The organism is Flavobacterium sp. LS1P28, from assembly GCF_003970335.1.
GTDB lineage: Bacteria > Bacteroidota > Bacteroidia > Flavobacteriales > Flavobacteriaceae > Flavobacterium.
Genome location: NZ_RYDI01000011.1, coordinates 1 through 26,334 on the forward strand (window position 1 = coordinate 1; position 26,334 = coordinate 26,334).

Below are 26,334 nucleotides of genomic sequence, written 5' to 3' on the forward strand. Positions count from 1 at the left end.
CTTTCTCCTGTAAATTTTTCCATACTTTAAATATACATAAAAATCATAAGTATTTATCGGAACACCTCAAAAATTTTAATATTTGTTTAGAATAATTCAGGTATAGTAAATTAAGATGTTACAATAGTGTAGGAATTCTTTTTTTATTTTTAATGGCCAGTCGCACTAAGATAATTCCGCTGGTTACCATTAAGGGTAAAACTATTATTAAATGTGCTTTGTTGATTATCAAAAAGAAATAGAGTACAACGGAGAGCAGATTAAATAAAACCAAATTATAGATCCCTTTTTGGCTCTTTTTCCAATAAAAATACAATAACCCTATTAAGGTTGGGTTAAACAACAAAATATTGTAGTTGTAACCCAGCTCAAGATGATCTGAATAAAACCCAATAAACGTAAAGAATAGTCCTATTGTTGCCATTAGAATAAGGTACAACAAATTGATACCCTTTTTGTTTATAAAAATGATTAGAGCAAGCAGTAAAAAATAGGTATACGGATTGTTCCACCAAGAGAAGGGAACTTCATTTTTGAATTCGATTATGGTTTTGTTTTCCGGTGCCAGCGGTCGGTTTTGAAAAAAAACTTTTTTTAGGCTTTTTTGCAATTCAAAGGGAAGAAATAATTGCGTGCCTAATTGATCTACTTTTTTTCCAAAAATGATACTTGTTCCTAGTTTCTCATAAAAATGACCGTCAAAATACGGATACAAAATAGTTCTGTAGGTGAGGTCAGTATCAGCATTTTTTACAATAGCGGTTGTGTCTAGTGTTTTGTTGATAATGGCAACAACCATAGAGGTGCAGTTTTTATCGATAAACTTATAGGTGTAATAACTTTCTCCTGATGCTAAGGATGTATTGAGGTTGTCAAACAGTTTTTGTTTTAAATGTTTAGGAATATTCAGCTCCTGCTCATAAACAGATCTTCTTTCGTACTGATATTGATTGATGAAATCTGGATAGGAATTTGCTACAGCAAAATACTGTAGGTCTCCTTTTATAAATTTCATCACGAAATTAGGGGTGTTAAAATCAAAAGCTCCATAATTATATACCACATCAATTGCATTTATTGTATCCTGAACGCGAATTGCCGTGTGGCCAAAAAGAGAATACGATTCATTGCCTGTTCCACAGGTTAGTACACTGACCTTCGTGTTTTTTGATAATTGGATGTTTTGTCCAAAACTACACGGTGCCGTTAAAAATAAAAACAGGAAGAAAATTATTTTTTTGAAAGAAGAGGTTTGCATTCGTTAGCTTTTAAAGGGTAATAGGGCGCTTATGTATTTAAAAAATAAATTTGCGTCCGCATTGATTGTATTTGTTTTCCAAAGATACTCAAAGAAACAAAAATGAAGCAGAAAGTTTGGTGGTTAAAATCAGAATTCATGTTTTCTAACGTATCGTGAACTTTTAAAAAATGGAATCATAATCCACAGCATTATTTGATTATAAAGGTTCTGTTAAATTAATTTCGGAACATTCCCAAATCTACTTTCACTGAAAAAATATTTGAGTATAAAGCGGTACTTTGATTGCCTAAATCGGTCAATGCATAGTCAATCTGAATGCCTTTGTATTTAAATCCCAAGCCAATATTAGGTTGGAAACCTACTCTTTCCGTCTGATCTAATTGCTGTACATTCTGAAAATTACCCACTCCGGCACGAACGAAGACCAAATCAGTGTAGCCAAATTCCAGTCCTAAAGCGGGATCAATACTTATAAAATTAGTTGCAATTAAATCATTGGTTCTGGCAAAGCGCATATTCACATTGGCTGCAGCCTGAATGCTGTAATCATACCGAATGATGAACCTTTTAGCAAGTCCCAATTGTGCTTTTGGGGCAGTAATTTCAGTGCTTTCCGGTAATTCTTGGTTTTCTTCAGGAATGGCACCAGCAATTTTTTTATATTCGTCTTCGTCAATATTCCACACGTTATACGTCGTTGTAATGTCGCGGAGCATTAGCCCAAATTGCCAGTTGTTTTTTTCGAATTGGATTCCGGCATCAAAACCAAATCCCCATGAATTAGCAAATTTCCCGATGATTCGGCGAATCACTTTAGCGCTTATACCATATTGAAATCCGGGAACGGGTAGTTTTCTGGCATAGGAAAAGGTAAATCCATAATCAGCCGTAGAGAAAAGACTGATTCGGTTGTAGTCAATATTACCCTGACTATCGATTAATTCAGTGGTGTTTAATATATCATCAACTCCAAAACGTATTAATGAAATGCCCCAAGCACTGTGATCATCAATTGGGCTGGCGTAGGCCAAGTAATCGTATTGGGCAATATTTGCAAAATAATTAGCATGCATTACTGAAACCTGATGGTCTTCCAGATGAATCAGGCCAGCGGGATTCCAATATCCTGAATTGACATCTCTGGTTGAAGCCACGACAGTATTTGACATGCCCAATGCAGCCGCATCAACCCCGATATTCATGAATTCATTGGAGTATTTTCTATCCGCTTGGCCATACGTGAGGGTGCTTGCCAAGAGGATTGCTACTAAAAAGCTTTTTTTTAAGGGCATCATTTTTACGAACTAAAAGTCTGTTTAATTTTCATCAAAAATATAATTTTTTACTGAGGTTATTTGATTTTGCTGCTGAATTTAGTATTGTGGATCAATTTAGTGTGGATTAGTCCTGAATTTATTGGATCTTCTAGTTTCTTGAGCTAAAAAATTTATGGGTAACAATGGTCGTAAAGAATTAAATTAACACGCGGATAGTACTTGAAAAGTTTGTTTTTATTCATTTTTTTAGAATCATAGTAAATTACAAAAGGAAGAATACCTTTTTTACAGCTGTTGTTTGAATTATTTGCACATAATTTAGAAATGCCCCTTTCAGAGTTTTGAGTCCTTAAAAAGCTACTTGGCTGTAGCGGTTTAAATCTCTATTACAAAACGTACTTTTCATTCACTTATTATGTTAAATTTGCCATCTTTGTGTACTTAAACTTTATTATGATGACTATTAAAAAGCATATCCCGAATTTAATTACGTTACTGAATCTTTTTTGTGGGTGCATTGCGCTGGTATTTGCTTTTAATAAAGATTTTGAAATGGCCTTTTATTTTGTTTGTCTGGGTATATTTTTGGACTTTTTTGATGGTTTTTTTGCCCGATTATTCAGGGTGTCAAGTCCGCTTGGCTTGCAGTTGGATTCTTTGGCAGATATGGTGACCAGCGGAGTTGTCCCGGGTTTAGTGATGTTTCAAATGATGATTAGTCATGCAACAACAGCACCAGCAGGTTATTTGCAGTTTTTCCCTTATTTGGGTTTTGTAATTGCGTTGGGCTCTTGTTATCGTTTGGCTAATTTTAATATCGATACCCGTCAAACAGATTCTTTTATTGGTTTGCCAACGCCTGCCAATGCACTGTTTATTCTGAGTCTGCCGTTGGTTTTGAAATATACCGATTCTATATTTATTGTTGAACTATTGACCAACCCATGGTTTTTATTAGTGCTAACCGTATTGAGCGCCTTTATGCTAAATGCGGAAATTCCGTTATTTTCTCTGAAAATCAAGAAGTTCAGTTTCAAAGAAAACACCCTTCAAATTGTCTTTTTGATCTGTGCTTTTCTATTGTTGGTTTTCTTTCGCTATTTAGGAATTCCATTACTGATACTGTTTTATGTTTTACTGTCGGTTTTGAATAATAAAGTAGTCAAAAAGTAATTTTTGAATGAGAAAACAAACCGTACGAAGAAAAACTACCCTTGTCCGTAAACATAAGAAGAAAGCAACTGTTTTCTCCGGAAAGTTTTTACGCTATTCTATTGGTACTCTTTTAGTAGCACTGATGGCTGCTGTTGGATATCATTATAGAGATGGTTTAGCGTATTATTTTAGTTTTAAATCGGATAAAATTCTACAAGAAGAAACTGAAGCCAAGCGCATTTCTGATGTTCGAAATTTTCAGGTTTTAGAAAAACACGAAAGAAAAAGTATCGGTTTAGATGTTTCAGAATACCAAGGTAAAATCAGATGGACTTATGTGGATACTTTAGAAAATAAATATCCACTACATTTTGTGTTTATTCGCGCTACGGTTGGGAAAGACCGGAAAGACCGAAATTTTGAGCGGAACTGGCTGGGTGCCAAAGAAAATAAAATGATTAGAGGCGCCTATCATTATTATCGTCCTAACGAAAATTCAATTGAACAAGCCCAACTTTTTATCAAAACCGTCACCCTTCAAAAGGGAGATTTACCGCCAGTTTTGGATATTGAAAAATTACCTAAAAACCAGTCGATTGAAAATCTTAAATTAGGCTTGAAAAGGTGGTTAAATGCTGTAGAATCCCATTACGGGGTGAGGCCTATTATCTATACCGGCGAGCGCTATTACGATGATTTTTTGAAAGAGGAATTCGGCGATTATCTTTTTTGGATAGCCAATTATAATTTTTACAGGGAGGAAATAGCCAAAGACTGGTTGTTTTGGCAATTTACGGAGAAAGCTTCTGTTCCAGGAATAAATGGCAATGTAGATGTCAATATTTACAATGGAGATTTGGAGCAGTTGCGGTATATTACCGTGGAGTAGTTTTTTTTTAATGAGAAGTGGTCAGTGAGAAGTGTTCAGTATTCAGTGATCAGTATTCAGTAGTCAGTGAGCAGTAGTTAATAAGCAGTGTTCAGTGAATAGTGAAAAATAAATTAGTGAAAGGTTTTAGCTTCTGATTTGCAACTCTTACGATTTTAGAGTAAAATAAGTTATTGAATTTTTACTTTAGTTATTTTTCAATACTGTATCTATTTCGATTTTTAATTTTGGTAAGTGATTGGTAAGTATAGCCCAAATAGTTTCATCGGATATGTTATCGTAGGTATGAATTACTTGGTTTCTTAATCCAACGATTGCGGTTGCATCAGTAATTTTGGAAGTAAAAGAACTGTCAGTTTTTAATATTCTATTTATGGCTTCTCCAATGATTTCAAGATTCCGTTCTACGGCTCTTTTTCTCATTATGTTTTTTCTGTATTCAAAAAAATCCATCTTTTCATCTATAAAATAACTGTTTATTTCATCAATAGACACTTGGACATCATAAAGCCGTTTTAGGATTTTTTTATCCATAAATTAATTGTTTGTTTTCTTCAATAGAACTAATTAAGTAGGGGTTTTTTAAAGTTTGTTCTTCTACTAAATCAATTTCTCTTTGCAGTAAATGTTTAAGTTTAGTTTTAAGATCAATGTAGTTTAAGAAGTATAATTTAAGGTCAAAAGATTTAAATTTCACTAAGAAATCAATGTCACTTTTTTCATTAAAAGAAGAAGTTGTTGCAGAACCAAAAAGATATAACTTTTCTACATTATGTGTTTCACATAAATTTTTAATTGTTTCTTTATTTAGGCTTATTAGATTCATATATCAAAGATATAGATTTTTTCTTATATGTTGTGAGTTTCTGAAAAGGTCGCAGGTCAAACGCATTAAAATTGAACCACATAGAAGCATAGAATTTAATTTAATTTTTGATTTAAATCTGTTACGAACAGTCGAAATTTAGGTGACATAGAAAAAAAGCCACTGCTTTTTTTTCTATTGTGAACTCTTATCACCATCAATTTTTTTTTTCACAGGAATAAATACTATGCTTCTATGTGGTTTGACTTAAATTTATTTTAATGCGTCTGATTGGAGGTTGTTTTAGCAATTCACTGAAAAGGCATCAGTTCCGGGGATAAAAGGGAATGTCGATTTTAATATTTATAGTGGAGATTTGCAACAGTTGCGCTATATTGCTGTGGAATAAATTATTGCTATTTTAGGATAGAAAAGGTCACAAAGGCAAAAAATAATAGGGCTCCAATCAAAAAAAGTACTGATTTAGGATTGGCAAAATTTATTGTGTTGCCCATCCAAGCATTTTTTTTAGGGGGTAAAATACGTTTATCTCCTTTGTTGTAATAAAACACTCCCCAAATCCAGTTGTCGGGATCTTTACTCCATTTCTCTAATGTCTCTTGACTTGGGTTGTCTTGATCTACCATTTTTGTAAATTTTAGGTTTAAATAAAAAATTATGAAATAGTAATTTTATAACCAAGCTTCTGATCACTTAAGAATTGATCACTTTTTAAAATTCCAATTTTTTCTTTCTCAACTCGAAATTTTGCCCCAGATACACACGACGTACCATTTCATCCTCAACTAATTCTTCTGGAATTCCGGCTTTAAGGATGCCACCTTCAAACATCAGGTAGGTTTTATCAGTGATGGCTAAGGTTTCCTGAACGTTGTGATCTGTAATAAGAATTCCGATATTTTTATTTTTTAATTGCGCTACAATTCGCTGAATGTCTTCAACGGCAACAGGATCGACACCGGCAAATGGTTCATCTAATAAAATGAATTTTGGATCTGTAGCCAGACAACGGGCTATTTCAGTTCTGCGGCGTTCACCGCCGGAAAGTAAATCCCCACGATTGGTTCTAATGTGTTCTAAACTAAACTCATCAATTAAACTTTCCATTTTTGCTTCTTGTTCCGCTTTGGATAATTTTGTCAATTGCAAAACACTTAATATATTGTCTTCGATGCTTAATTTTCTAAAAACGGAAGCTTCTTGAGCTAAATAACCAATTCCCTGCTGTGCTCTTTTATACATCGGGTAATCTGTGATGTTCAAATCATCTAGGAATATATTTCCGGAATTGGGTTTTACTAATCCCACAATCATGTAAAATGAAGTTGTCTTTCCGGCACCGTTAGGCCCCAAGAGTCCAACGATTTCGCCTTGATTTACCTCTACCGAAATGCCTTTGACAACACTGCGTCCTTTGTAGGTTTTGATTAGATTTTCGGCTCGTAATTTCATTTTTTTTGGTTTAATCGTTTAACGCATCAATCGTTTAATTGTTTAATCGTCAAATAAACGAATAAACAATTAAACGATAGAACTTCTTAACAAATTATTTTGTTGCGGTTTCCTCCAGTGCTTCCCAGAACTCATAGGCTCTGCGCAAATGAGGCACAACAATAGTTCCGCCAACAAGTGTAGCAATTCCCATCGCCTCCATCATTTCTTCTTTGGTGACACCTTCTTTGAAGCTCGTCTCCAAATGGTATTTTACGCAATCATCGCAGCGTAAAACGGCTGAAGCAACAAGGCCTAAAAGCTCTTTTGTTTTTACGTCCAAAGCACCTGGAGCATACGCATTGGTATCCAAATTAAAAATTCGCTTTACAATTTTATTATTGTCTGCCAATAATTTTTCGTTCATTTTCGAACGGTACTCGTTGAATTCATTTATGATATCAGCCATTTACTTTTTTTTGATTTTTTACAACTATTTTCGATATTAAGATACTTGCTTCATAGATTAACAACATCGGGATGGTTACAATTATTTGACTCACCACATCCGGAGGCGTTACAATTGCCGCTACTATAAGGATGATGACTACGGCATATTTCCAGTATTTCCTCAAAAATTCAGGGGTTACCAAGCCTAATTTAGTCAGGAAATAGATAATTATTGGTAATTCAAAAAATAATCCGCAAGCGATAACACTGGTTTTTACCATCCCAATGTAGGAATCAACGCTAAACTGATTTTTTACTACATCACTTATGGTAAATGTAGCAAAAAAGTTCATCGACATGGGGACAATTACGAAATAACCAAAAAGGACACCCATGAAAAAGAGCAAGGAGGAGGTGATCACAAAAAGCTTTGCGTGTTTTTTTTCGGTTTCATACAATGCTGGGCTTATAAATTTCCAGATTTCCCATAATACAAAAGGAAATCCCAATATAAAACCGGCAGTGATACAGGTCCAGATCAATACATTGATCTGCCCTTCCATATTGGTGTTTTGAATGATAAAAGCCATTTCGGTTACGCAAATACTATCAGCAAAACCCAAATAATGTGATAAATCACAAAAAGCACGGTAGGTAATAAAATTTGGATTGGTTGGTCCAAAGATGATAACGTCAAAAATATAGTCACTGATAAAAAATGTAACAGTGGCCAGGATTAATATAGCCACAGTACTTCGAACTAATAACCATCTTAATTCTTCAAGATGATCTAAAAAGGACATTTCGTTTAAGTTTTTCTTTGCCATTATAGTATTCCTTCTTTTAAAATGTCGTGTATATGTAAAACTCCTTTGTATTCGCCATGATCAACCACTACTAATTGGGTGATAGAAAAATCTTCCATTATGTTGAATGCCTCAACTACCATAGCTTCCGAAGAAGTCATTTTTGGGTTTTTTGTCATAATATCTTTTGCGGTTAAATCAGTGAAATTATCTCGTTCATTGAGCATTCTTCTTATATCTCCGTCCGTAATGATTCCGATTACCTTATGCTGATCTACAACTGCAGTGACGCCAAGACGCTTTTCTGAAATTTCGAAAATAACTTTCTTGATTGAAGCATCCGGAGTAACCATCGGTTTGAGACTGTGCTCTAACATATCTTTCACTTTGAGCAATAATTTTTTTCCTAATGCGCCCCCAGGATGGTAGACTGCAAAATCTTCCGGTTTGAAATCGCGCATTTCCATCAGGCAAACCGCAAGTGCATCTCCCATGACAAGTTGTGCGGTAGTGCTGTTTGTAGGCGCAAGATTGTTTGGACAGGCTTCGGAGGTGACGGTAGTATTCAATACAAAATCAGATCCTTTGGCAAGAAAAGAGGACGTATTTCCAGTAATGGCAATCAAGGTATTGCCAAAACGCTTCAATAACGGAACCAGTACTTTTATCTCCGGACTGTTGCCGCTTTTCGAAATACAAATAATCACATCGTCATTTTGTATCATTCCTAAATCACCATGAATGGCTTCGGAGGCATGAAGAAACAACGACGGAGTTCCGGTAGAGTTAAAAGTAGCCACCATTTTTTGGGCAATAATAGCGCTTTTTCCTATCCCTGTTACTACTAGTCTTCCGGCAGTATTATAGATGCTTTGTGTGGCACTAATAAAGTTTTCATCCAGAAAATCAGCGAGTTTTGCAATGGATTGGCTTTCCGATAAAATAGTTTTTTTGGCACTGGCCAATATATTTTCTGTAGTTATCAAAACTGAATAATTAAAATTTGTGTGTGTAAAAGAAATTTGTACCTTTAGATGATGCAAATTTATACAAAATACCACATAATAAAGAATGAATTCAAACGAAATTGAAATACACAAAGAATTAAAGAAATATTTTGGCTTCAGCCAATTTAAGGGATTGCAAGAACAAGTCATAAAAAGTCTGTTGAATAAGCAGAACACTTTTGTGATAATGCCAACTGGTGGGGGAAAATCACTTTGCTACCAGCTGCCAGCTTTAATTCAGGAAGGAACTGCAATAGTAGTATCGCCTTTAATCGCTTTGATGAAAAATCAAGTTGATGCCATTCGAAGTTTATCCTCAGAAAACGGGATTGCTCATGTTTTAAATTCCTCCCTGACCAAAACTGAAATTGCGCAAGTAAAAAAGGATATTACCTCTGGATTGACTAAGCTTTTGTACGTTGCGCCAGAATCGTTGACAAAGGAAGAATATGTCAATTTTCTAAAAACCGTACCCATTTCTTTCGTAGCCATAGATGAGGCTCATTGTATCTCAGAGTGGGGACATGATTTTAGACCAGAATACCGGAACCTGAAACACATCATAAAACAACTGGGTGATTTATCTATTATAGGACTAACGGCTACTGCTACTCCTAAAGTACAGGAAGACATTCTCAAAAACTTGGATATGTGTGATGCTACCACTTTTAAGGCATCCTTCAATAGACCCAATTTGTATTATGAAGTCCGTACTAAAACAAAAAATATTGAATCGGATATTATTCGGTTCATCAAACAGCATAAAGGCAAATCGGGTATTATTTATTGCCTGAGCCGTAAAAAAGTCGAGGCTATTGCCGAGGTGTTGCAAGTCAACGGGATAAGTGCCGTGCCATATCATGCGGGATTAGATGCTAAAACCCGTGCAAAACATCAGGACATGTTCCTTATGGAGGATGTCGATGTCGTAGTGGCCACCATCGCTTTTGGGATGGGAATAGACAAGCCGGATGTGCGTTTTGTAATTCACCATGATATTCCTAAATCATTAGAAAGCTACTATCAGGAAACAGGACGTGCCGGTCGAGATGGTGGTGAAGGCCATTGCTTGGCATATTACTCCTATAAAGATGTCGAGAAATTAGAAAAATTCATGTCCGGGAAACCCGTTGCAGAACAGGAAATTGGATTTGCTTTATTACAGGAGGTTGTGGCTTACGCCGAAACTTCGATGTCCAGAAGAAAGTTTCTGTTGCATTACTTTGGAGAAGAATTTGACGATGTCACGGGCGAAGGAGCAGATATGGATGACAACGTTAGAAATCCAAAAACAAAAACAGAAGCTAAAGCGGAAGTAGTACAACTGCTGGAAGTGGTGCGTGATACCAAACATTTATACAAATCAAAAGAAGTTGTTTTTACCTTGATTGGTCGTGTCAATGCAGTGATCAAGGCGCATAGAACGGATGCGCAGTCTTTTTTTGGATGCGGTTCAAAACACGATGAAAAATATTGGATGGCCTTGCTGCGACAGGTTTTGGTAGCTGGCTATTTATCAAAAGATATAGAAACCTATGGCATTGTCAAAATTACCGGCAAAGGACTGGATTTTATAAAAAAACCAAAATCCTTTATGATGTCGGAAGATCATCAATACAATGAGTCAGTCGATGAGGCTATTGTAACCGCATCAAAATCTACCGGAGTTGCAGATGAAATTTTGATGGGTATGTTGCGGGATTTGCGTAAAAAAGTAGCTAAAAAAGTTGGCGTTCCACCATTTGTGGTTTTTCAGGATCCATCACTAGAAGATATGGCTTTGAAATATCCGGTTTCTCAAGAAGAATTGATTAATATTCATGGGGTTGGAGAAGGAAAAGCCAAAAAATATGGAAAGGAATTTCTGGAATTAATCAGCCGCTATGTTGTAGAAAATGACATTACGCGTCCGGAAGATCTTGTCGTAAAATCGACAGGAGTCAATTCAGTAAATAAACTCTATATCATTCAGAATATTGACAGAAAATTATCGCTCGATGATATTGCTTCCGCAAAAGGGATTAAGATGGATGTTTTAATAAAAGAGATGGAACAAATTGTGTATTCCGGTACCAAGCTGAACATAAAATATTGGATTGACGACATGCTTGACGATGAACAACAAGAAGAAATTCACGAGTATTTCATGGAATCCGAATCGGATAATATTGAAGCCGCGCTCAAGGAATTTGACGGTGAATATGATCTTTGTGAATTGCGTCTGATGCGAATAAAATTCATTAGCGAAGTGGCGAATTAAAATAATTTTATGAAGTTTTTAAAAGTGTTTTTTGCTTTTTTAGTATCAGTCAGCTCATTTGCAACAGGTCAGGTTCTAGATTGTTTAATTATCGAAAAAGATACTTTAGCCATACAATCAAATCCTTTAGAAGGGTATTTTAAAGATCATCCAATTCCAGAAAAATTAATAAATAACCTTTCCAGTGCCAATTGGAGAGGTTATGTTGCTTATTTTAAATTTATAGATGGAAAATTTGTTGTTGAAAATATTTATAAAGAAGATTATAAAGAAAATAGCAACGGTAAGACTGATTATTTTCTGACCTCTATTTATAAAGATGTTTTTGGGACAAATGTTACTTTTGAATGCAATTATTATTCGGGTTTATTAATATGTCCTTCAGGAAAAATAGTGCAATATGTCCATATGGGGTATAGTTCTCTTTTTGAAAACTACAATCTTATAGAAATAAAAAACGGAATCAATCTCAAATCCAAAAAATTGACTGCGGGAGAGTTTTATCAATTTAGAAGAGATTATTTTAAATACTTTAAACATACCGAAGAATATAAAATAAAGGCTAACGATTTTAAAGAAATATCGATGCAGTCCAATCTTTCTAGCGGGTCTTTTTTTATAGAGAATCCAGGTTTAGGAAGAAAAAACGAATCACTTAAGAAAAAAGAAGCCGAGTTTAAAGCGGATAAGCAAGTTGATGCTTTTCTGTTTGCTTTTTTAAATGATTATATGAAAACAATAGAAATTCCAACAAATTAATAGTTATGAAAAAAAGATACCCATTTTTTAAAATAGTTGCTTTGGCAGTATTTTCAGTTTTAATTTTGAGTTTTACAATCGATAAAAAAGAGCAAGACGAGAAGCTGGTTGGTATTTGGAAAGGTTTTGAAAAAGATGGGCAAATAGAAGGAATTGAAAAACATTGGATTCAACAAAGATTTACTGACGGCACTTATGTAATAATGTTTACATCAAAGGAAGACTGTGAAGTCGAGACTTTTACCGAAAAAGGGAAATGGTGGACCGAAGAGGGTAAATTTTACGAGTCTTCAGAAAGTACTAACGATATAGATGTTTATAATTATGAAGTCAAAAATGATGAAGTCGTTGAATTTAAAAGTATACGGCTGTCTGGGGAAAACAATGATACCTATATATTTAGTGATTACAAACTTGATTTAAAGTGATGTAAGGTTCTATGATTAGGCTTAAATTTTGATAACAACCGTTGTTTTGATTTTTTTGTACATTTAGACCTTCGGCTTTATGACTTTAGACTGTAAATAATTCTCCACGATGCGGTTTCAAAGCATCTCGTACCTGAATCATGTTTTCATCGGTGACCACCATAAAAGCAATGGCAAGCATTTCGCTTTGGATTTCGAACCCAGTGATATTCAATGGCAATTTTTCAATAGCGATGTATTCTTTTAAATGGATTTCATGGTGTTCGGCAGTTTTTGCGGAAGCTGGCCCACGGAAATCCCATATCAATTTTATTTTTCTGGACATTTTTCCTTAAGATTAATCGGTTAATGGTTTAACTGGGTAACTGTTTTAGCATACAAAGTTACAACCTCTAATTCGAAAACTAGTCAATTTTAAAAATTGAAAACGGATTCTGTTTTCTACAAGAAGAAGTCAGTACAAAATACTACTTTTGTACGTGGATTATTTTTGACATTTTAAAAGTCAAATAATCTGAAAATCGAATAATCTAAAAAAATGCCTCAAGAACTCTTATTACAAGTATCCCCGGAAATTGCAGCAAATGATGTGCTGCTAAAAAATCATTTGTCAAAACAAATTACCGTTTCTGTAACTGAAATTCAACATATTTCTATTTTAAAGAGGTCGATCGATGCCCGTCAAAAAGCCATTAAAATCAATCTTAAAGTTGTGATTTTTTTAAAAGGAGAGCCTTTTCAAGAGCAAAAAATACAACTTCCGGAGTATAAAAATGTTTCCTCAGCTCAAGAAGTACTTGTTGTTGGTGCCGGACCCGCCGGACTTTTTGCTGCTTTGCAATTGATCGAGTTAGGGTTAAGGCCTATAGTTATCGAGCGCGGAAAAGACGTTAGGGGCAGACGAAGAGATTTAAAAGCCATCAATCTCGATCATGTCGTCAATGAAGATTCCAATTATTGTTTTGGCGAAGGCGGTGCCGGAACCTATTCGGACGGGAAGTTGTATACGCGTTCTAAAAAAAGAGGTGATGTAACGCGTGTCTTGGAGTTGTTTGTCGCTTTTGGAGCCTCTGAATATATTCTGATTGAGGCGCATCCGCATATTGGAACAAATAAATTACCTCAGATTATTCAGGACATTCGAGAGAAAATCATCGAATGTGGTGGACAGGTTTTATTTGAAACCCGATTGACCGATATTTTATTAAAAAATAATGAAGTTCAGGGTGTTGTTACTCAAAACGGCGACACCATTCTTGCCAATAAACTCATTTTGGCTACGGGACATTCAGCTCGTGATATTTTCGAATTGTTAGACCGAAAAAAGATTTTTATCGAGGCCAAACCTTTTGCCTTGGGCGTGCGGGCAGAACATCCGCAATCTTTGATTGACAGCATTCAGTACAGTTGTGATTACCGTGGGGAGTTTTTACCTCCCGCTCCGTATTCTATTGTGAAACAAGTAGGAGGCCGGGGAATGTATTCCTTTTGTATGTGTCCTGGCGGCGTGATTGCTCCTTGCGCCACGAGTCCCGGCGAAGTGGTTACTAATGGTTGGTCCCCATCCAAAAGGGATCAGGCTACTGCTAATTCGGGAATTGTAATCGAATTGCAACTGGAGGATTTTAAACCTTTTGCTAAATTTGGTGCTTTGGCCGGAATGGAATTCCAAAAAAGTATCGAGCAACGCGCTTGGCATTTAGCTGGCGAAAGCCAAAAAGTGCCAGCACAACGCATGATTGATTTTACACAAAACCGAGTTTCATCGGATATTCCAAAAACATCGTATGTTCCCGGAACTACTTCGGTAGAAATGGGACAGGTTTTCCCCGATTTTTTAACGCAAATATTACGGGAAGGATTTACTGAATTTGGAAAATCAATGCGAGGTTATTTGACTAATGAAGCCGTGCTTCATGCGCCAGAATCCAGAACGTCATCCCCGGTGCGTATTCCCAGAGATCCCTTGACCTATGAACATGTTCAAATAAAAGGGCTGTATCCTTGTGGAGAAGGCGCAGGTTATGCAGGCGGAATTATTTCTGCCGCTATTGATGGCGAGAAATGTGCGTTGATGATTGGAGCGATTTTAAACCAAAAATAATCTGAATAGGAATTTAGGTTTTACTACAGATTTTCCAGCTTTGAAATAAACTTCACTAATTGCCACCAATATCAATTATTATTAATTGGCATTGGTGGCTTATACTTAGAATTGCAGCCGTGCCAACTTTAAGTTTTCCCACTAAATCTAACCAGTTTTTTATAGCGTTCTTTATTTCTACTTTCAATGAATTTGAAAAAGTTAAAAAAAAAGAATTAATCCCCAAAATAAAAGGGATATAATATTCAGATTTTTGGCTTATTTAGGAAGTTTAGTAGTTGATTAATTAATGTCAACAAGATGGGTATTATCTGTTTTTGACAGCAACGGCAATTTTTGAATCAGCCGTTCCATAATACAAGAACCATTGTTTTTTAAAGTAAACTAATCCTTCTACAAAACAAACCTCATTTACTTCGCCTGTTTTTTCATAAGGCTTGTCCGGATGAAGGAAATAACTATCCATTCGGTCTATTAATTTATAGGGCTTTTCTTTGTCAAATAGCGCCTGGCTTGCTGCATAAGTGAATTTAGGTAAACTTGAATCATTATAATTTTCGGCATTACTTCCGTTGTAAATCAGCACGATACCTTGCTTTTGAAGTAATGCAAAAGGACCGGGTTCTACTAAACGACTATCAAAATACCCCATTCTGGGATGTAAAACAGTAATCATTTTTTTGTTTTCATTATTTTCGGCTACTTCCCAATGGATGAGATCTTCAGAGGTTGCTATATACAAATCAGTATCCCCAAAATACATCCAGTATTTGCCTTTAATTTTTGTAGCTATGATTTTATCTTTGTATAATTTGCAAACTATAGCTCCGGATTTTGACCACAAGTCTTTGTATTTTTCTTCCCTTAATACTAAACCGTGTTTTGTCCATGTTTTTAAATCTTTTGAACTGGCTAAACAAAGACGCGCAGTTTTACCATCATAGGATGTGTAAGTCATAATGTAAGTCCCATTCTCGCTTTCTATAATTCTAGGATCTTCAACACCTCCTTTCCATTCGTATTGTTTCATCGTGTCGTTGTCCGGATAGAATATTGGTGTGGGTTGTTTTTTAAAGTGCAGTCCATCATCGCTGATAGCTAGGCCTAATCTTGATGTCATGTCTTTGTCTTGCGCTCTGTAGATGAGGTATACTTTTCCGTCTTTGACAATAGCGGATGGATTAAGAACATTTCGTTCTTCCCAGTGGACTTTTTTGTTGCTTATTGGAGATTGAAAAACAGGATGTAACTGTGGTTCTAAAATAGGGTTTAGGCTATCTACTTTTACAAAGTCGAGCATCGCCCAATCCTTACTTTTACTTTGTGATTTATAGATAGAATTACCGCCGCAACTCAGTAGGATAAATGCGAATATGAGCATGATGGTTAGTTTCATAATGGTTATATAAATATGGTTTTAAGTATTCTTGAAGGAGTTTATGATTCCTAGCGTTATTTAGTATTTATTTGTCTCCAATAGGTGTGAAAGAGTCTTGTACGGTAAAGTTGCATCTATTTTATTAAACAACAATTCTCTTTTTGAAGTTACTATGATTTTAATGCTTTTAAGATGTTTTTTTTACATGTATTATGCTCATAAGATGAAATTGTTTGGCTTATTTTTTTGTTACAAAAGGCAACCAATTCAAATAAAGCTCTCTGTTTCTTGATTTCAACCCGCAACTCATGGAAAGTTTTAACAGTATAGGAGTCAGACGTTTTTTATAAGACGAGGTTCTACGCCCTTTTTGGTATTTAAAATAGGTTTCAAGTGCTTTCATTTTACAGCTTTTTAGTTGGCAATTTTCCTAGAGATTTCTTTTGAATATGTTTAGTGTTTCCTTGACAGAATCAACTTTTAAGATGCAGACATAAATTTACTAAAAATCGTTAAAAAAAACAGGTTAAGTTGCTTTAAATAAATCATTTGAATATTATTTTTTTGAATCATACAAAGGTGTAAAAAAACCGAAAATTTCTTTTCGGTTGTAGTTTTAAAAACTTTTTAAAATTGTCTATTCAGGTACTAATTTATTTTTTAGCATTCATTTCCATATAATCTATAGTTAGGTCGGACATTGCTTTCATTCCTAATACAAAACTACCCTCGTCGATATAAAAATCGGGGGTATGATGTGAGGCTGTTTCGGCAGGATTTTTGCCTTTTGGCATTCCACCCAGGAAAAAGAAAAGTCCGGGAACTTTGTCTTGATAGTACGAAAAATCTTCGGCTCCAGTTGCTGCAGGAGTCAATACCACATTGTTTTTCCCCGCTACAGTTTCTAATGTAGGGAGCATTTTTTCAGTCAATATAGGATCGTTATAGGTAATCAGGGTTTGTTTAGTGATGATCACCTCGGCAGTAGCTCCGGCACTTTCTGCAATATTGGTGGTAATTTGTTTCAATCTATTATGGATCATTTCCTGAACTTGTTTGTCTAGGGTCCGAATCGTTCCTGCCATTTCAAGTTCTTCCGGTATAATATTACTTCTTACGCCAGATGTAATTTTTCCAACACTAACCACGGCCGCGGACTCCGTTAAATCTACATTGCGACTCACAATAGTTTGTAATCCCAATATTATTTGGGAAGCCGCAACAATAGGATCTACGGATTGCCATGGGCTGGCTCCGTGTGATTGTTTTCCTTTTATTTTTATCTTGAACCAGTCTGAGGAAGCCATCGCTCCTTTTGGACGGTAATTGATTTTGCCGACTTCGGTGTCTGCGCTAATGTGTAAGCCAAAAATCACATCTACTTTTGGATTTTCCAGAACGCCTTCTTTTACCATTAGTGCAGCTCCACCTTCTTCACCATCGGGAGCGCCTTCCTCAGCAGGTTGAAAAATGAATTTAACCGTTCCTTTTAATTCACTTTTGATAGCGGCCAGAATTTCAGCAGTTCCCATCAGCATGGCTATATGCGAATCATGTCCGCAAGCATGCATGACACCTACTTCCTGACCGTTGTATTCTCCCATTGCTTTTGAGGCAAAAGGAATGGCGACTCTTTCTGTTACAGGCAAGGCATCCATATCTGCCCTAAGTGCTACAACCGGACCGGGTTTTCCGCCTTTTAAAATTCCTACCACGCCAGTTTTGGCCACACCAGTTTGTACTTCCATGCCCAAAGAACGCAAATGTGTTGCTATTTTTTCGGCAGTTTTAAATTCTCTATTGCCTAATTCAGGGTTTTGGTGAAAGTCTCTCCGCCAGGTACTGACTTTAGATTCTAAGGAGGCTGCTTTTTGGGCAACCGTGGCTTTAAGAACGGAATTTTGTGCAGTAGCAAAAAAGGAGAAGGAGCATAAGCCAGCAAAAAGAATAATTTTTTTCATTAGTTGGTAGTGTAAAATTTGGTTGCTAAACAGCCTTTATTTTAGTTAAAAACACAGCTGTTTCGATTCTAAAGAAGGTCAGTTAGAAACAAATATAGCAAAATTATTTCGTCTGGCATTAATTTTAAATAGGGGTGTAAAGTGTCTTTTTTTTGAGTAGGATATAAAAAAACCGTCTTGTCATTTCAAACAAGACGGTATTCTTACTCTTTTATTTTTGTTTCTTCAATCGGTTTTTAAAAAGCTTTTCGAATTTCTCCATTTTAGGTTGAATTACCATTTGACAATAGGGTTGGTTCTTATTGTTGGCGTAGTAATTTTGATGGTAATCTTCTGCTTTGTAAAATTTAGTCAACGGTTCTAGTGTTGTTACTATCGGACTATCATAAATCTTGGCCTTTTTCATTGCGTTGATTATCGTTTGCGCTGATTTTTTTTGTGCTTCATTTTTATAAAAAATGGCGGAACGGTATTGTGTTCCTACATCGGCGCCCTGCCGGTTAAGTGTCGTTGGGTCATGTACCGTAAAAAAGACTTTGAAAATCTCATCTAGATTCGTTACGTTTTTGTCATAGGTAATTTTTACCACTTCCGCATAACCCGATCTTCCAGTTGACACATCTTCATAGGTAGGATTGGTATTTTTGCCGCCTGCATATCCTGAGATTACCGATTGTACTCCAATGAGATTCTCATAAACGGCCTCAACACACCAGTAACATCCACCGGCTAAAGTAATGGATTCAAGATTGGATTGCTTTGGTGTTTGACCTTGCGCAAACAAGCTACTGGTCGTTAAAATACATACTAAAAATAATTTTTTCATGTTATTTGGTATCAGGTATAAAGTCAAGTGCGATTGAATTCATGCAGTATCTTTTTTTGGTTGGTTCCGGCCCGTCATCAAAAAGATGACCTAAGTGACCGTCACATCTTCCGCAGAGCGCTTCAGTTCTTTCCATTCCCAGTGAATTATCGGTTTTATAAACCACACTGTTTTTATTGTCTTGTTCGAAAAAGCTTGGCCAGCCGCAAGTGCTGGAAAATTTGGCGCCGGAACGAAATAATTTGTTGCCACAGGCGGCACAATAATAAGTCCCCTTGTCATCTGTATTCCAGAATTTTCCTGTGAAAGGTCTTTCCGTATCCGCATTACGAGTTACTTCATAGACATCTTCGGGTAGAACTTTTTTCCATTCGGCATTACTTACTTTGAGTTTTGCAGTATCCGTATTGGAGTAATATGGGTTTCCAGGTTTTTCAATTGTGTTTTTCATTGTGACAGTTTTTTTTATAGGATCTTGTTTCTTTGTTGTTTGTGCACAGGCAGTGAACATGAATAAAGAGGTTAAAAATAATACACTTACGAATTGGTTTTTTGTTTTCATCTTTTTTTTATTTACAGTACAAATGTAAAGCGCTTTTTATTTTAAAATGTCGGCTACTTTGCAATTGAATTTTCTTTTATTTAAGTTTTTGATTCCTCTATATTTACGAAAAAAATAGCCTTTTAGTTTTGCGGGTCTTACCCACGCTAAATTGTAAATTAGAAGACTAATACAAAGAATATAAAATTAGAATATTAGGATATTCAACACTCGTTAAACTTTTCACAAATTCAAAAACGGTACAGATACCCGTTCTTTTTTTGTATTTTTGACCTAATTATAAATCCACATGTTAGAAGAAAATGTAATCTTAGTTAATGAAAATGATGAGCAGATAGGGCTGATGCCTAAGCTTGAAGCGCATGAAAAAGCAGTTCTGCATCGTGCCTTTTCAGTTTTTGTTCTAAACAGTACGAATGAAATCATGCTGCAGCAGCGGGCAGGTCAAAAATATCATTCCCCGTTATTGTGGACTAATACATGTTGCAGTCATCAACGCGAGGGAGAAACAAATATTCAGGCGGGAAACCGAAGGCTATTTGAGGAAATGGGTTTTAAAACAGAACTCAAAGAACTTTTTCATTTTATTTATAAAGCGCCGTTTGATAATGGCTTGACGGAGCATGAACTTGATCATGTGATGATTGGCTATTATAACGACGCACCGGTCATCAATCCGGAGGAAGTGGAAGACTGGAAATGGATGAAAATTGAGGATGTTAAAATGGATATGGAATTGCAGCCGGCCTTATACACCGTTTGGTTCAAAATAATTTTTGACGAGTTTTATTATTTTCTGGAAGAACATAAAAGCCCTTTGTCTCTGAACTCGAGCACAGATAACCCCTAATTTATACGTTTTATGAAAGTGACTATTTCACGAAAAGCCCATTTCAATGCGGCTCACAGATTGCATAGGAAAGATTGGACTTTTGAACAAAATGATGCCGTTTTTGGCAAGTGCAACAATCCAAATTTCCACGGGCATAACTATGAACTGATAGTAAGTGTGACTGGGGAAATTGATCCGGAAACGGGTTATGTAATGGATGTGAAATTTCTGAGTGATATTATTAAAGAGGAAGTTGAGCATCAGTTTGATCATAAAAATCTGAACTTGGATGTTCCGGAGTTTCAGGATTTGAATCCAACAGCTGAAAATATTGTAGTAGTCATTTGGAATAAAATTAGAAAAAGAATCAAGGCAGAGTTTAAATTAGAAGTGGTTTTATACGAAACACCTCGGAATTTTGTAACTTATAAAGGAGAATAATGGAGCTAAAAGTAGGAGATACTATTCCCCATTTCATGGCGAAAGACACCAATGGAACTGATTTTGACAGTGGAAACGTAGTAGGCCAAAAACCGCTTGTAATTTATTTTTATCCTAAAGATAATTCGCCTGGATGTACTGCGCAAGCCTGTAGTTTTAGGGATCAATACGAAGATTTTAAGGATTTGGGTGCAGAAGTGATAGGGATTAGCAGCGATAGCGTTGCCTCACATCAAAAATTCAGCAAACAATTCAAACTGCCTTTTATTCTCTTGTCCGATTCTGATAAAAAAATAAGAAAACTTTTTGGGGTTCCCTCTGGAATGTTCGGGTTGCTTCCGGGACGAGTGACTTATGTAACGGATAAAAACGGAGTAGTACAAATGATTTTTGACAGTATTCTGGCAACAAAACATATTCCTAAAGCACTTGAAGCCATTAAAAAATTAGTATAATCAATTACAAGATGTGATTTGCTACCTTTCTGATTGGAATTAATTTATACTTTTTTCGGTAGTTTAACGGACTCCTGTAAATGGAAACCTATTTTGGTAGAAAACAATATTGATTTGTTTACATTTGGGACTCAAAAAAAATAGTTACATGACATTTTATCCCTTACAGTTTAAACCCATTTTAAAAGAAAGAATCTGGGGTGGTGAAAAATTAAAAACAATACTTAATAAACCCATTGCCTCAACGCATATTGGCGAAAGTTGGGAGTTATCGACTGTAGCAGGAGATGTCAGTATTGTGGCTCACGGAGATTGGAAAGGCAGTGCATTGACAGATATTATTAATGAGTTTCCTGAGAAAATCCTAGGAACAGCGGTTTATAATCGCTTTGGAAAGCAATTTCCGTTGCTTTTTAAATATTTAGATGCCCGTCAAGATTTGTCTATTCAAGTACATCCTAATGATGCCTTAGCAAAAAAACGCCACAATTCTTTTGGTAAAACAGAGATGTGGTATATCATGCAAGCAGATGATGACGCCCGAATTATTGTAGGTTTCAAAGAAAAATCGAATCCCGAAGCCTATTTAGAAAACCTAAAAAATAAAACCCTGCTCTCTATTCTGGATGATATAAAGGTACAAGCAGGAGATGTTTTCTTTCTGGAAACCGGCACTGTTCACGCTATTGGTGCTGGATTAATGGTGGCCGAGATTCAACAAACTTCGGATATTACGTATCGATTGTATGATTTTGATCGAGTAGATACGAATGGGAATACCAGAGAATTGCATGTGGATTTGGCATTGGAAGCGATCAATTACAACACAGTTGAAACTAAAAAAGAATACTCTAAGAATAGCAATGAGTCTAATCCAGTGGTTGATTCTCCTTACTTTACCACTAACTTTATCCCGCTAGATGGAGCTATTTCAGTTTCTAAATCTGGAGAAAGCTTTACCGTATATATGTGTGTGGAAGGAGCATTTGAAATAGAATTTGACAATTCAAAACTAGAATATAAAAAGGGAGATACCGTTTTGATTCCTGCTGCCATGCATGCATTCATTATCAATGGAAAAGCTTCAATTTTAGAAATTTACATTTCATAGTCGGTAATAGAAAGATTATGTGTACTTTTGCAGACGCAAATTAAAATTCAAATTTTAAAAAAATAAAAATGGCAAACATTAAGAATTTAAAAAAAGACATCAACTACGTTTTAGGAGATATTATTGAAGCAGTTTACTTGTTCGAAATTTCTACAACAGGAAAACCAACAACAGAAACGAATGCTTTAATTGACGAAGCGATTGCTGCTTTTGACACTTTAATCACAAAGGTAAATGTTAAAAAAGTAGAAAATAAAAAAGCACACTTCAAACAAATTAATGTTGAATTGGAACAAACTGCTAATCAATTGATTGCTAAAATCAACGAATTGTAGTCAAAAAAAAAGCAAAAAAAGTTTGAATTTGTTTTGGAAAACAGAAATTCAGACCTATATTTGCACCCGTAATGAGTCGCCAGCGTAGCTCAGTTGGCTAGAGCAGCTGATTTGTAATCAGCAGGTCGTGGGTTCGAGTCCCTCCGCCGGCTCTTTGATAAAACCATCCCGTCTTAAGCGGGATGGTTTTTTGTTTTTGGGGACATGACAATTGATTCCTATTTAATGCTTTTCATAATTTTTTTTGTTAAATTTGGGTTCTAACAAAAAAACAAATACATATGGAAGAGCATTCAGTGATTGAAAGTTTCGAAATGAAACTTAGCGCCTCTGCTAAGGGCTTTTTGAAAGAAACCGCAAAGTGGGCCTATTTTTTGTCCATTCTTGGTTACATCGGAATTGGGTTTATTATTTTTGCCGCTTTATTCGCCGGAACGCTATTCTCTGCTATGGCTAAGGTGAATCCTGCTATGGGAATGATGGGATCTTCTTTTGGGTTTGTAATGGCTTTTGTATACTTTTTGATAGCCATTCTTTATTTTTTTCCAGTATATTACTTGAATAAGTTTGCTTCAAATGCCAAAGCAGCATTCCAAAACAATGATTCAGATGCCTTGACTACTTCGTTAGAATACCTAAAGTCACATTATAAATACATTGGAATTATGACTCTGGTTGTTTTCTCTCTTTATCTTTTACTATTTGTAGGAATGATTGTTGCTGGAATAACTTCTAGTGCGCTATAGTGTGTTTTTAGGTCCTTAAACTGCTTTTATTCAGTATGTTAATCGGACTGTAATTATAAAACAAAAAACCATCTTGCCTTAACAAGATGGTTTTTGTTTCATTTTTTTTTAGAACATAAATTATGAAAAAATACTACTCAGGATAGAATACGAGGAGGTTCTAATAGTACTTCTCTTAATTTGTATGATTATTGCTGTTTTTTGATTGTTGCTACATACTCTGTTAATTGCTTTCCATAAAGAGATTTTGCCACTTTAGGAGACATTGATTTTTGAATCGTATCTAAGTATTTTATGTTGATGTCGTAAATCTGGGATAAGGCAATATAAGGCGCCACTTCGTAGTCTCTGTTGTTTAGAGCGAAATTTGTGGCAAATAAGTATTTTCTTTTCAAGTTAGAATCCTGTTTTGCTCCTATGCTATCAATGGTTTTTATGTTTTGACTTTTTACTGCATTGAATTTTTTTTCTATTAAAGTAAGACTTTCATCGGTGAAGCGGCTGTTTATTTTTTTAAATTCTTCAAAGATTTCATTGTTTTTAGAACCTGTAATTGTAGCATCAGATAAGTAGCGATCTAAACTGGTTTCAATAGTTATTTTTCCCGGCTCAGCAAAGAAAGGCAGGTTGTTGTCCATGGAATTACTCACGCCTCTGTCTAGAAACAAGTATAGCATTTCAGGTGATTTTAGATCTAAGTGACTTTCAAAAACGGCGCTTCCGTCAATATGAATCGTGTCAATTGCAACCAGCATTGTATCAACGACTCTTTGGATGTATAAAGTTCCTTTTTTTAATCCTTTAATATTTCCGGTAATGTGTACATTCCCTCCAGGTTCCTCCTTATTACAGGACGATAAAAGGATTAAAGTGATAAATGCTAGAATAGTTTTTTTCATGTGAAGTTAAAATTTGTTTTTTAGGACATGGCATCGTCATTTTTTATGATTTGTCCTGATATCTCGGGATAGAATCCTGGCGATTTGATTAGTGTTTAGATTTTGGCGCAAAATAAAGAAAATTGTTGGAATGATTTTGCTAACACATTCAAATTTATCAAAAAAAATCCCAATTTATTTCTAAATTGAGATGTTCCTCATTAAATTATCAATTTAAGCTTTTAACCAGGCTTCTTTTAAAACGGTTTTGGACGTATCAGTGGCTTTAAGAACTTCTTTTTCTTCGTAAGGAAGTGTAACTTTTCCTTTGATTATTTGTTCTTTTCCATCCCGTTTTATCTTAATTGTGATTGTATCGTTCTCTTTCCAGTTTTGACTTTCAGCAATCATTTCATAAATATTGTCTAATGAATAAGGTTTTTCATTTATAGAGATGATGATGTCGCCTCCTTTTAGCTCTAAAGTGGTATAAAAATCGTTTAGTTCTATAGTTGGAATTACGATAATTTCCTTTGTTTGTTGGTTCACGGTTATGTACGGGGATTGTCCTTTTAAGAACACATTACCAGGTACTTTTGCCATAGCTTTTGTGATGCCTACTTTAGCTAAGTACGTTTCATACGGTATTGGTGTTGGTCCGGAAACATAAGTTGTTAAAAAAGTCCCTACTTCAGGGTAGGTAAATGAAGTTATTTTTGCAAAAAGGTCCTTGTCATTAAACGGTTTTGAAGCGCCATATTCATTTGATAACTTTTGCATCAAATCAAGAATTCCTCTTTCTCCGTTGCTTTTTTCTCTGATAATGATATCCAGACACATTCCAATAAGAGCTCCTTTTTCATATACGTTCAAGTATTGGGCTTTGTAAGGTTCAGTCAACACATTTGCGCTCATCGTTGTGAAAGGCATCGTGTCATTCATTGCATTTGCATGTGCAATTTTTTCAGACATACGCGTATAAAATTCCTCTTCTGTAATTAATCCTTGATTAATCTGAAAAAGATTGGCAAAATATTCCGTCACCCCTTCGTACAGCCATAAATGTTCTGACATTTTAGGCGTGTTGTAATCAAAATAGTGAATTTCTTTAGAATGAATGGTTAAAGGAGTTACGATATGAAAAAATTCATGCGAAACTACATCTTTCATTGATTGTACCAATTCTTCTTTTGGCATCATTTCCGGTAAAACCACTGTAGTGGCTGTAGGGTGTTCTAAGGCTCCAAATCCCTTTGCATCAGTATCTTTCATGCTTGATAAATACAACAAGACGGTATATTTTTTGGTAGCGTTTATTTTTCCTAAAAATGTTTTTTGAGCAGTCATCATGGTTTTCATCTGTGGAGTAATACTTTCAGCAGTTACTTTTCCGGTAGGCGAAAAAACACTGATCAATATTTCCATACCGTCTACAGTAAAAGTAGTGTAGTCCGGTTTAGCATACATAATTGGATTTTCAACTAATTGAGCATAACGAGCTGTTGTAAATACATCATTTGTAGTACTTGCGTCTTGATCTGTCATGGAAGTTGCTCCCCAAAGTGTTTCCGGATGGGCTATATTTACCGTATAAGCAAGGTCTTTTTTGTCTTGAAAATAGCCCACAAAACCATGCGTGTTTAGCATGAAATTGACTCCTGCATCTATATTTGTTCCGGCAGGAGAGAAAATATCATTCTTGCCAAAGCCGCTTCCCTTTTCAGTATCAAATGTGTCGTTAACCCAATAGGTTATTTTAGTGACAGTTTTGGCATTCTTGATATTCCAGGTGTTGTCATCCGTTTTGTTAACCGGAAGTATATTGCCCTTATTGTCAAAAGCTTTTAGATCTTCAATGTATTTTCCATAATCATCAATAGAGTAGGTGCCAGGGACAATTTTAGGAATGCTGTAAGTGACTTCATCAGTGCTAATTTTTGGTGCGGTAATCGTAACCATTACTTTGTCTTCTTTAACGTCATTTAAGTTGATTGCTACGTGTACTACATCGGTAATTGATTTTGAAACATTTGCTGAAGTGCCAACAGTTTTACAGCTCCAAAGAAGAGTAGCAAATGCTATTGCAAAAAATATTTTTTTCATTTGTATTGTTTTTTGTTTATTGTATAGGTCTTTTACAAGAGGGAATTGTTACC

Annotated in this window: 29 protein-coding genes and 1 tRNA gene; 13 read left to right on the forward strand and 17 right to left on the reverse strand. The window is 35.5% G+C overall.

Going from position 1 to position 26,334, the window contains the following annotated elements:
* Positions 1–118 precede the first annotated feature (118 nt).
* Positions 119–1,258 (reverse strand): DUF4105 domain-containing protein, encoded by a 1,140-nt coding sequence (locus tag EKL97_RS09570; protein ID WP_126568733.1) that lies wholly within the window; start codon positions 1,256–1,258, stop codon positions 119–121.
* A 218-nt stretch (positions 1,259–1,476) separates the two neighbouring features.
* Positions 1,477–2,463: a PorV/PorQ family protein gene (locus EKL97_RS09575; protein WP_126462170.1), complete on the reverse strand. Its 987-nt coding sequence runs from the start codon at positions 2,461–2,463 to the stop codon at positions 1,477–1,479.
* A 531-nt stretch (positions 2,464–2,994) separates the two neighbouring features.
* Here EKL97_RS09575 and EKL97_RS09580 point away from each other — a divergent pair.
* Both EKL97_RS09580 and EKL97_RS09585 read left to right on the forward strand, forming a co-directional pair.
* Positions 2,995–3,711: a CDP-alcohol phosphatidyltransferase family protein gene (locus EKL97_RS09580; protein WP_126555203.1), complete on the forward strand. Its 717-nt coding sequence runs from the start codon at positions 2,995–2,997 to the stop codon at positions 3,709–3,711.
* A 7-nt stretch (positions 3,712–3,718) separates the two neighbouring features.
* Positions 3,719–4,582 (forward strand): glycoside hydrolase family 25 protein, encoded by an 864-nt coding sequence (locus tag EKL97_RS09585; protein WP_126568734.1) that lies wholly within the window; start codon positions 3,719–3,721, stop codon positions 4,580–4,582.
* A 186-nt stretch (positions 4,583–4,768) separates the two neighbouring features.
* Here the strand turns inward: EKL97_RS09585 and EKL97_RS09590 are convergent, their stop codons facing one another.
* The 7 genes from EKL97_RS09590 to EKL97_RS09625 form a co-directional block, all read right to left on the reverse strand.
* Positions 4,769–5,116 carry a DUF86 domain-containing protein gene (locus tag EKL97_RS09590; RefSeq protein WP_126568735.1) on the reverse strand — a complete coding sequence of 116 codons (348 nt, stop codon included), beginning with the start codon at positions 5,114–5,116 and terminating at the stop codon, positions 4,769–4,771.
* A complete protein-coding gene (locus EKL97_RS09595; protein ID WP_126562235.1) occupies positions 5,109–5,408 on the reverse strand; it encodes a nucleotidyltransferase family protein in 300 nt (99 codons plus the stop codon). The genes EKL97_RS09590 and EKL97_RS09595 overlap by 8 nt, the downstream gene beginning before the upstream one ends.
* Positions 5,409–5,803: 395 nt before the next feature.
* The gene (locus tag EKL97_RS09605; RefSeq protein ID WP_126562237.1) at positions 5,804–6,034 is read right to left on the reverse strand and encodes a DUF5808 domain-containing protein; all 231 of its coding nucleotides are present in this window, start codon (positions 6,032–6,034) and stop codon (positions 5,804–5,806) included.
* A gap of 85 nt (positions 6,035–6,119) precedes the next feature.
* The gene (gene lptB, locus EKL97_RS09610) at positions 6,120–6,860 is read right to left on the reverse strand and encodes an LPS export ABC transporter ATP-binding protein (RefSeq protein ID WP_066082639.1); all 741 of its coding nucleotides are present in this window, start codon (positions 6,858–6,860) and stop codon (positions 6,120–6,122) included.
* Positions 6,861–6,954: 94 nt separating this feature from the next.
* The gene (locus EKL97_RS09615) at positions 6,955–7,308 is read right to left on the reverse strand and encodes a carboxymuconolactone decarboxylase family protein (RefSeq protein ID WP_126453460.1); all 354 of its coding nucleotides are present in this window, start codon (positions 7,306–7,308) and stop codon (positions 6,955–6,957) included.
* On the reverse strand, positions 7,301–8,116 hold the full coding sequence (gene tatC / locus EKL97_RS09620) for a twin-arginine translocase subunit TatC (RefSeq protein WP_126453463.1): 816 nt from the start codon (positions 8,114–8,116) through the stop codon (positions 7,301–7,303). The genes EKL97_RS09615 and tatC overlap by 8 nt, the downstream gene beginning before the upstream one ends.
* Positions 8,116–9,081, reverse strand: a complete 966-nt coding sequence (locus EKL97_RS09625) for an SIS domain-containing protein (RefSeq protein ID WP_199740693.1) — start codon at positions 9,079–9,081, stop codon at positions 8,116–8,118. Before EKL97_RS09625 ends, tatC begins: the two co-directional genes overlap by 1 nt.
* Positions 9,082–9,166: 85 nt before the next feature.
* On the opposite strand from EKL97_RS09625, the gene EKL97_RS09630 reads away from it, so the two are divergent.
* From EKL97_RS09630 to EKL97_RS09640, 3 genes are read left to right on the forward strand one after another with little or no spacing between them, the layout of a single operon-like run.
* Complete coding sequence (locus EKL97_RS09630) at positions 9,167–11,362, forward strand: RecQ family ATP-dependent DNA helicase (protein WP_126462057.1); 2,196 nt, start codon at positions 9,167–9,169, stop codon at positions 11,360–11,362.
* 9 nt (positions 11,363–11,371) lie between these two features.
* Positions 11,372–12,121, forward strand: coding sequence for a hypothetical protein (locus EKL97_RS09635; protein ID WP_126568736.1), 750 nt, complete (start codon positions 11,372–11,374; stop codon positions 12,119–12,121).
* Positions 12,122–12,126: 5 nt separating this feature from the next.
* Positions 12,127–12,549, forward strand: a complete 423-nt coding sequence (locus EKL97_RS09640) for a hypothetical protein (protein ID WP_126555157.1) — start codon at positions 12,127–12,129, stop codon at positions 12,547–12,549.
* An 85-nt stretch (positions 12,550–12,634) separates the two neighbouring features.
* On the opposite strand, the gene EKL97_RS09645 is transcribed toward EKL97_RS09640, so the two are convergent.
* Positions 12,635–12,874 carry a hypothetical protein gene (locus EKL97_RS09645; protein ID WP_126462062.1) on the reverse strand — a complete coding sequence of 80 codons (240 nt, stop codon included), beginning with the start codon at positions 12,872–12,874 and terminating at the stop codon, positions 12,635–12,637.
* A gap of 213 nt (positions 12,875–13,087) precedes the next feature.
* On the opposite strand from EKL97_RS09645, the gene EKL97_RS09650 reads away from it, so the two are divergent.
* Complete coding sequence (locus EKL97_RS09650; RefSeq protein ID WP_126568737.1) at positions 13,088–14,653, forward strand: NAD(P)/FAD-dependent oxidoreductase; 1,566 nt, start codon at positions 13,088–13,090, stop codon at positions 14,651–14,653.
* 307 nt (positions 14,654–14,960) lie between these two features.
* Here EKL97_RS09650 and EKL97_RS09655 read toward each other — a convergent pair whose 3' ends face one another.
* From EKL97_RS09655 to msrB, 5 genes are all read right to left on the reverse strand, one after another.
* Positions 14,961–16,049 carry a glycoside hydrolase family 130 protein gene (locus tag EKL97_RS09655; protein WP_126462068.1) on the reverse strand — a complete coding sequence of 363 codons (1,089 nt, stop codon included), beginning with the start codon at positions 16,047–16,049 and terminating at the stop codon, positions 14,961–14,963.
* Between the two features lie 220 nt (positions 16,050–16,269).
* Positions 16,270–16,434: a hypothetical protein gene (locus EKL97_RS15570; RefSeq protein WP_156063255.1), complete on the reverse strand. Its 165-nt coding sequence runs from the start codon at positions 16,432–16,434 to the stop codon at positions 16,270–16,272.
* A 250-nt stretch (positions 16,435–16,684) separates the two neighbouring features.
* Complete coding sequence (locus EKL97_RS09660) at positions 16,685–17,992, reverse strand: amidohydrolase (RefSeq protein WP_126462070.1); 1,308 nt, start codon at positions 17,990–17,992, stop codon at positions 16,685–16,687.
* Positions 17,993–18,203: 211 nt separating this feature from the next.
* Positions 18,204–18,818: a peptide-methionine (S)-S-oxide reductase MsrA gene (msrA, locus tag EKL97_RS09665; protein WP_126462073.1), complete on the reverse strand. Its 615-nt coding sequence runs from the start codon at positions 18,816–18,818 to the stop codon at positions 18,204–18,206.
* Between the two features lies 1 nt (position 18,819).
* Positions 18,820–19,380, reverse strand: a complete 561-nt coding sequence (msrB, locus tag EKL97_RS09670; protein WP_126568738.1) for a peptide-methionine (R)-S-oxide reductase MsrB — start codon at positions 19,378–19,380, stop codon at positions 18,820–18,822.
* Positions 19,381–19,669: 289 nt separating this feature from the next.
* Between msrB and idi the strand changes: the two genes are divergently transcribed.
* From idi to EKL97_RS09705, 7 genes are all read left to right on the forward strand, one after another.
* Positions 19,670–20,230 carry an isopentenyl-diphosphate Delta-isomerase gene (gene idi / locus EKL97_RS09675; RefSeq protein WP_126462079.1) on the forward strand — a complete coding sequence of 187 codons (561 nt, stop codon included), beginning with the start codon at positions 19,670–19,672 and terminating at the stop codon, positions 20,228–20,230.
* Positions 20,231–20,242: 12 nt separating this feature from the next.
* Positions 20,243–20,653, forward strand: coding sequence for a 6-pyruvoyl trahydropterin synthase family protein (locus EKL97_RS09680; RefSeq protein ID WP_126555142.1), 411 nt, complete (start codon positions 20,243–20,245; stop codon positions 20,651–20,653).
* Positions 20,653–21,108 (forward strand): peroxiredoxin, encoded by a 456-nt coding sequence (locus tag EKL97_RS09685; protein WP_126462085.1) that lies wholly within the window; start codon positions 20,653–20,655, stop codon positions 21,106–21,108. The genes EKL97_RS09680 and EKL97_RS09685 overlap by 1 nt, the downstream gene beginning before the upstream one ends.
* 148 nt (positions 21,109–21,256) lie before the next feature.
* Positions 21,257–22,219, forward strand: coding sequence for a type I phosphomannose isomerase catalytic subunit (locus tag EKL97_RS09690; protein ID WP_126568739.1), 963 nt, complete (start codon positions 21,257–21,259; stop codon positions 22,217–22,219).
* Positions 22,220–22,287: 68 nt separating this feature from the next.
* Positions 22,288–22,554 (forward strand): hypothetical protein, encoded by a 267-nt coding sequence (locus tag EKL97_RS09695; RefSeq protein WP_126453511.1) that lies wholly within the window; start codon positions 22,288–22,290, stop codon positions 22,552–22,554.
* Positions 22,555–22,632: 78 nt separating this feature from the next.
* Positions 22,633–22,706, forward strand: a tRNA-Thr gene (locus tag EKL97_RS09700).
* A 129-nt stretch (positions 22,707–22,835) separates the two neighbouring features.
* Entirely contained in the window at positions 22,836–23,300 is a 465-nt protein-coding gene (locus tag EKL97_RS09705) for a hypothetical protein (RefSeq protein WP_126555133.1), read from the forward strand.
* A gap of 188 nt (positions 23,301–23,488) precedes the next feature.
* Here EKL97_RS09705 and EKL97_RS09710 read toward each other — a convergent pair whose 3' ends face one another.
* Together EKL97_RS09710 and EKL97_RS09715 are read right to left on the reverse strand one after the other, a co-directional pair.
* Entirely contained in the window at positions 23,489–24,199 is a 711-nt protein-coding gene (locus tag EKL97_RS09710) for a DUF4369 domain-containing protein (protein WP_126453513.1), read from the reverse strand.
* 213 nt (positions 24,200–24,412) lie between these two features.
* Positions 24,413–26,281 carry a peptidase M61 gene (locus EKL97_RS09715; protein ID WP_126462098.1) on the reverse strand — a complete coding sequence of 623 codons (1,869 nt, stop codon included), beginning with the start codon at positions 26,279–26,281 and terminating at the stop codon, positions 24,413–24,415.
* Positions 26,282–26,334: the final 53 nt, after the last annotated feature.

Bases quoted from the DNA above. Each gene is read 5' to 3' on its own strand.
- EKL97_RS09570 (WP_126568733.1), bottom strand. From the start codon at position 1,258: ATGCAAACCTCTTCTTTCAAAAAAATAATTTTCTTCCTGTTTTTATTT.
- EKL97_RS09575 (WP_126462170.1), bottom strand. From the start codon at position 2,463: ATGAATATCGGGGTTGATGCGGCTGCATTGGGCATGTCAAATACTGTC.
- EKL97_RS09580 (WP_126555203.1), top strand. From the start codon at position 2,995: ATGACTATTAAAAAGCATATCCCGAATTTAATTACGTTACTGAATCTT.
- EKL97_RS09585 (WP_126568734.1), top strand. From the start codon at position 3,719: ATGAGAAAACAAACCGTACGAAGAAAAACTACCCTTGTCCGTAAACAT.
- EKL97_RS09590 (WP_126568735.1), bottom strand. From the start codon at position 5,116: ATGGATAAAAAAATCCTAAAACGGCTTTATGATGTCCAAGTGTCTATT.
- EKL97_RS09595 (WP_126562235.1), bottom strand. From the start codon at position 5,408: ATGAATCTAATAAGCCTAAATAAAGAAACAATTAAAAATTTATGTGAA.
- EKL97_RS09605 (WP_126562237.1), bottom strand. From the start codon at position 6,034: ATGGTAGATCAAGACAACCCAAGTCAAGAGACATTAGAGAAATGGAGT.
- lptB (WP_066082639.1), bottom strand. From the start codon at position 6,860: ATGAAATTACGAGCCGAAAATCTAATCAAAACCTACAAAGGACGCAGT.
- EKL97_RS09615 (WP_126453460.1), bottom strand. From the start codon at position 7,308: ATGGCTGATATCATAAATGAATTCAACGAGTACCGTTCGAAAATGAAC.
- tatC (WP_126453463.1), bottom strand. From the start codon at position 8,116: ATGGCAAAGAAAAACTTAAACGAAATGTCCTTTTTAGATCATCTTGAA.
- EKL97_RS09630 (WP_126462057.1), top strand. From the start codon at position 9,167: ATGAATTCAAACGAAATTGAAATACACAAAGAATTAAAGAAATATTTT.
- EKL97_RS09635 (WP_126568736.1), top strand. From the start codon at position 11,372: ATGAAGTTTTTAAAAGTGTTTTTTGCTTTTTTAGTATCAGTCAGCTCA.
- EKL97_RS09640 (WP_126555157.1), top strand. From the start codon at position 12,127: ATGAAAAAAAGATACCCATTTTTTAAAATAGTTGCTTTGGCAGTATTT.
- EKL97_RS09645 (WP_126462062.1), bottom strand. From the start codon at position 12,874: ATGTCCAGAAAAATAAAATTGATATGGGATTTCCGTGGGCCAGCTTCC.
- EKL97_RS09650 (WP_126568737.1), top strand. From the start codon at position 13,088: ATGCCTCAAGAACTCTTATTACAAGTATCCCCGGAAATTGCAGCAAAT.
- EKL97_RS09655 (WP_126462068.1), bottom strand. From the start codon at position 16,049: ATGAAACTAACCATCATGCTCATATTCGCATTTATCCTACTGAGTTGC.
- EKL97_RS15570 (WP_156063255.1), bottom strand. From the start codon at position 16,434: ATGAAAGCACTTGAAACCTATTTTAAATACCAAAAAGGGCGTAGAACC.
- EKL97_RS09660 (WP_126462070.1), bottom strand. From the start codon at position 17,992: ATGAAAAAAATTATTCTTTTTGCTGGCTTATGCTCCTTCTCCTTTTTT.
- msrA (WP_126462073.1), bottom strand. From the start codon at position 18,818: ATGAAAAAATTATTTTTAGTATGTATTTTAACGACCAGTAGCTTGTTT.
- msrB (WP_126568738.1), bottom strand. From the start codon at position 19,380: ATGAAAACAAAAAACCAATTCGTAAGTGTATTATTTTTAACCTCTTTA.
- idi (WP_126462079.1), top strand. From the start codon at position 19,670: ATGTTAGAAGAAAATGTAATCTTAGTTAATGAAAATGATGAGCAGATA.
- EKL97_RS09680 (WP_126555142.1), top strand. From the start codon at position 20,243: ATGAAAGTGACTATTTCACGAAAAGCCCATTTCAATGCGGCTCACAGA.
- EKL97_RS09685 (WP_126462085.1), top strand. From the start codon at position 20,653: ATGGAGCTAAAAGTAGGAGATACTATTCCCCATTTCATGGCGAAAGAC.
- EKL97_RS09690 (WP_126568739.1), top strand. From the start codon at position 21,257: ATGACATTTTATCCCTTACAGTTTAAACCCATTTTAAAAGAAAGAATC.
- EKL97_RS09695 (WP_126453511.1), top strand. From the start codon at position 22,288: ATGGCAAACATTAAGAATTTAAAAAAAGACATCAACTACGTTTTAGGA.
- EKL97_RS09705 (WP_126555133.1), top strand. From the start codon at position 22,836: ATGGAAGAGCATTCAGTGATTGAAAGTTTCGAAATGAAACTTAGCGCC.
- EKL97_RS09710 (WP_126453513.1), bottom strand. From the start codon at position 24,199: ATGAAAAAAACTATTCTAGCATTTATCACTTTAATCCTTTTATCGTCC.
- EKL97_RS09715 (WP_126462098.1), bottom strand. From the start codon at position 26,281: ATGAAAAAAATATTTTTTGCAATAGCATTTGCTACTCTTCTTTGGAGC.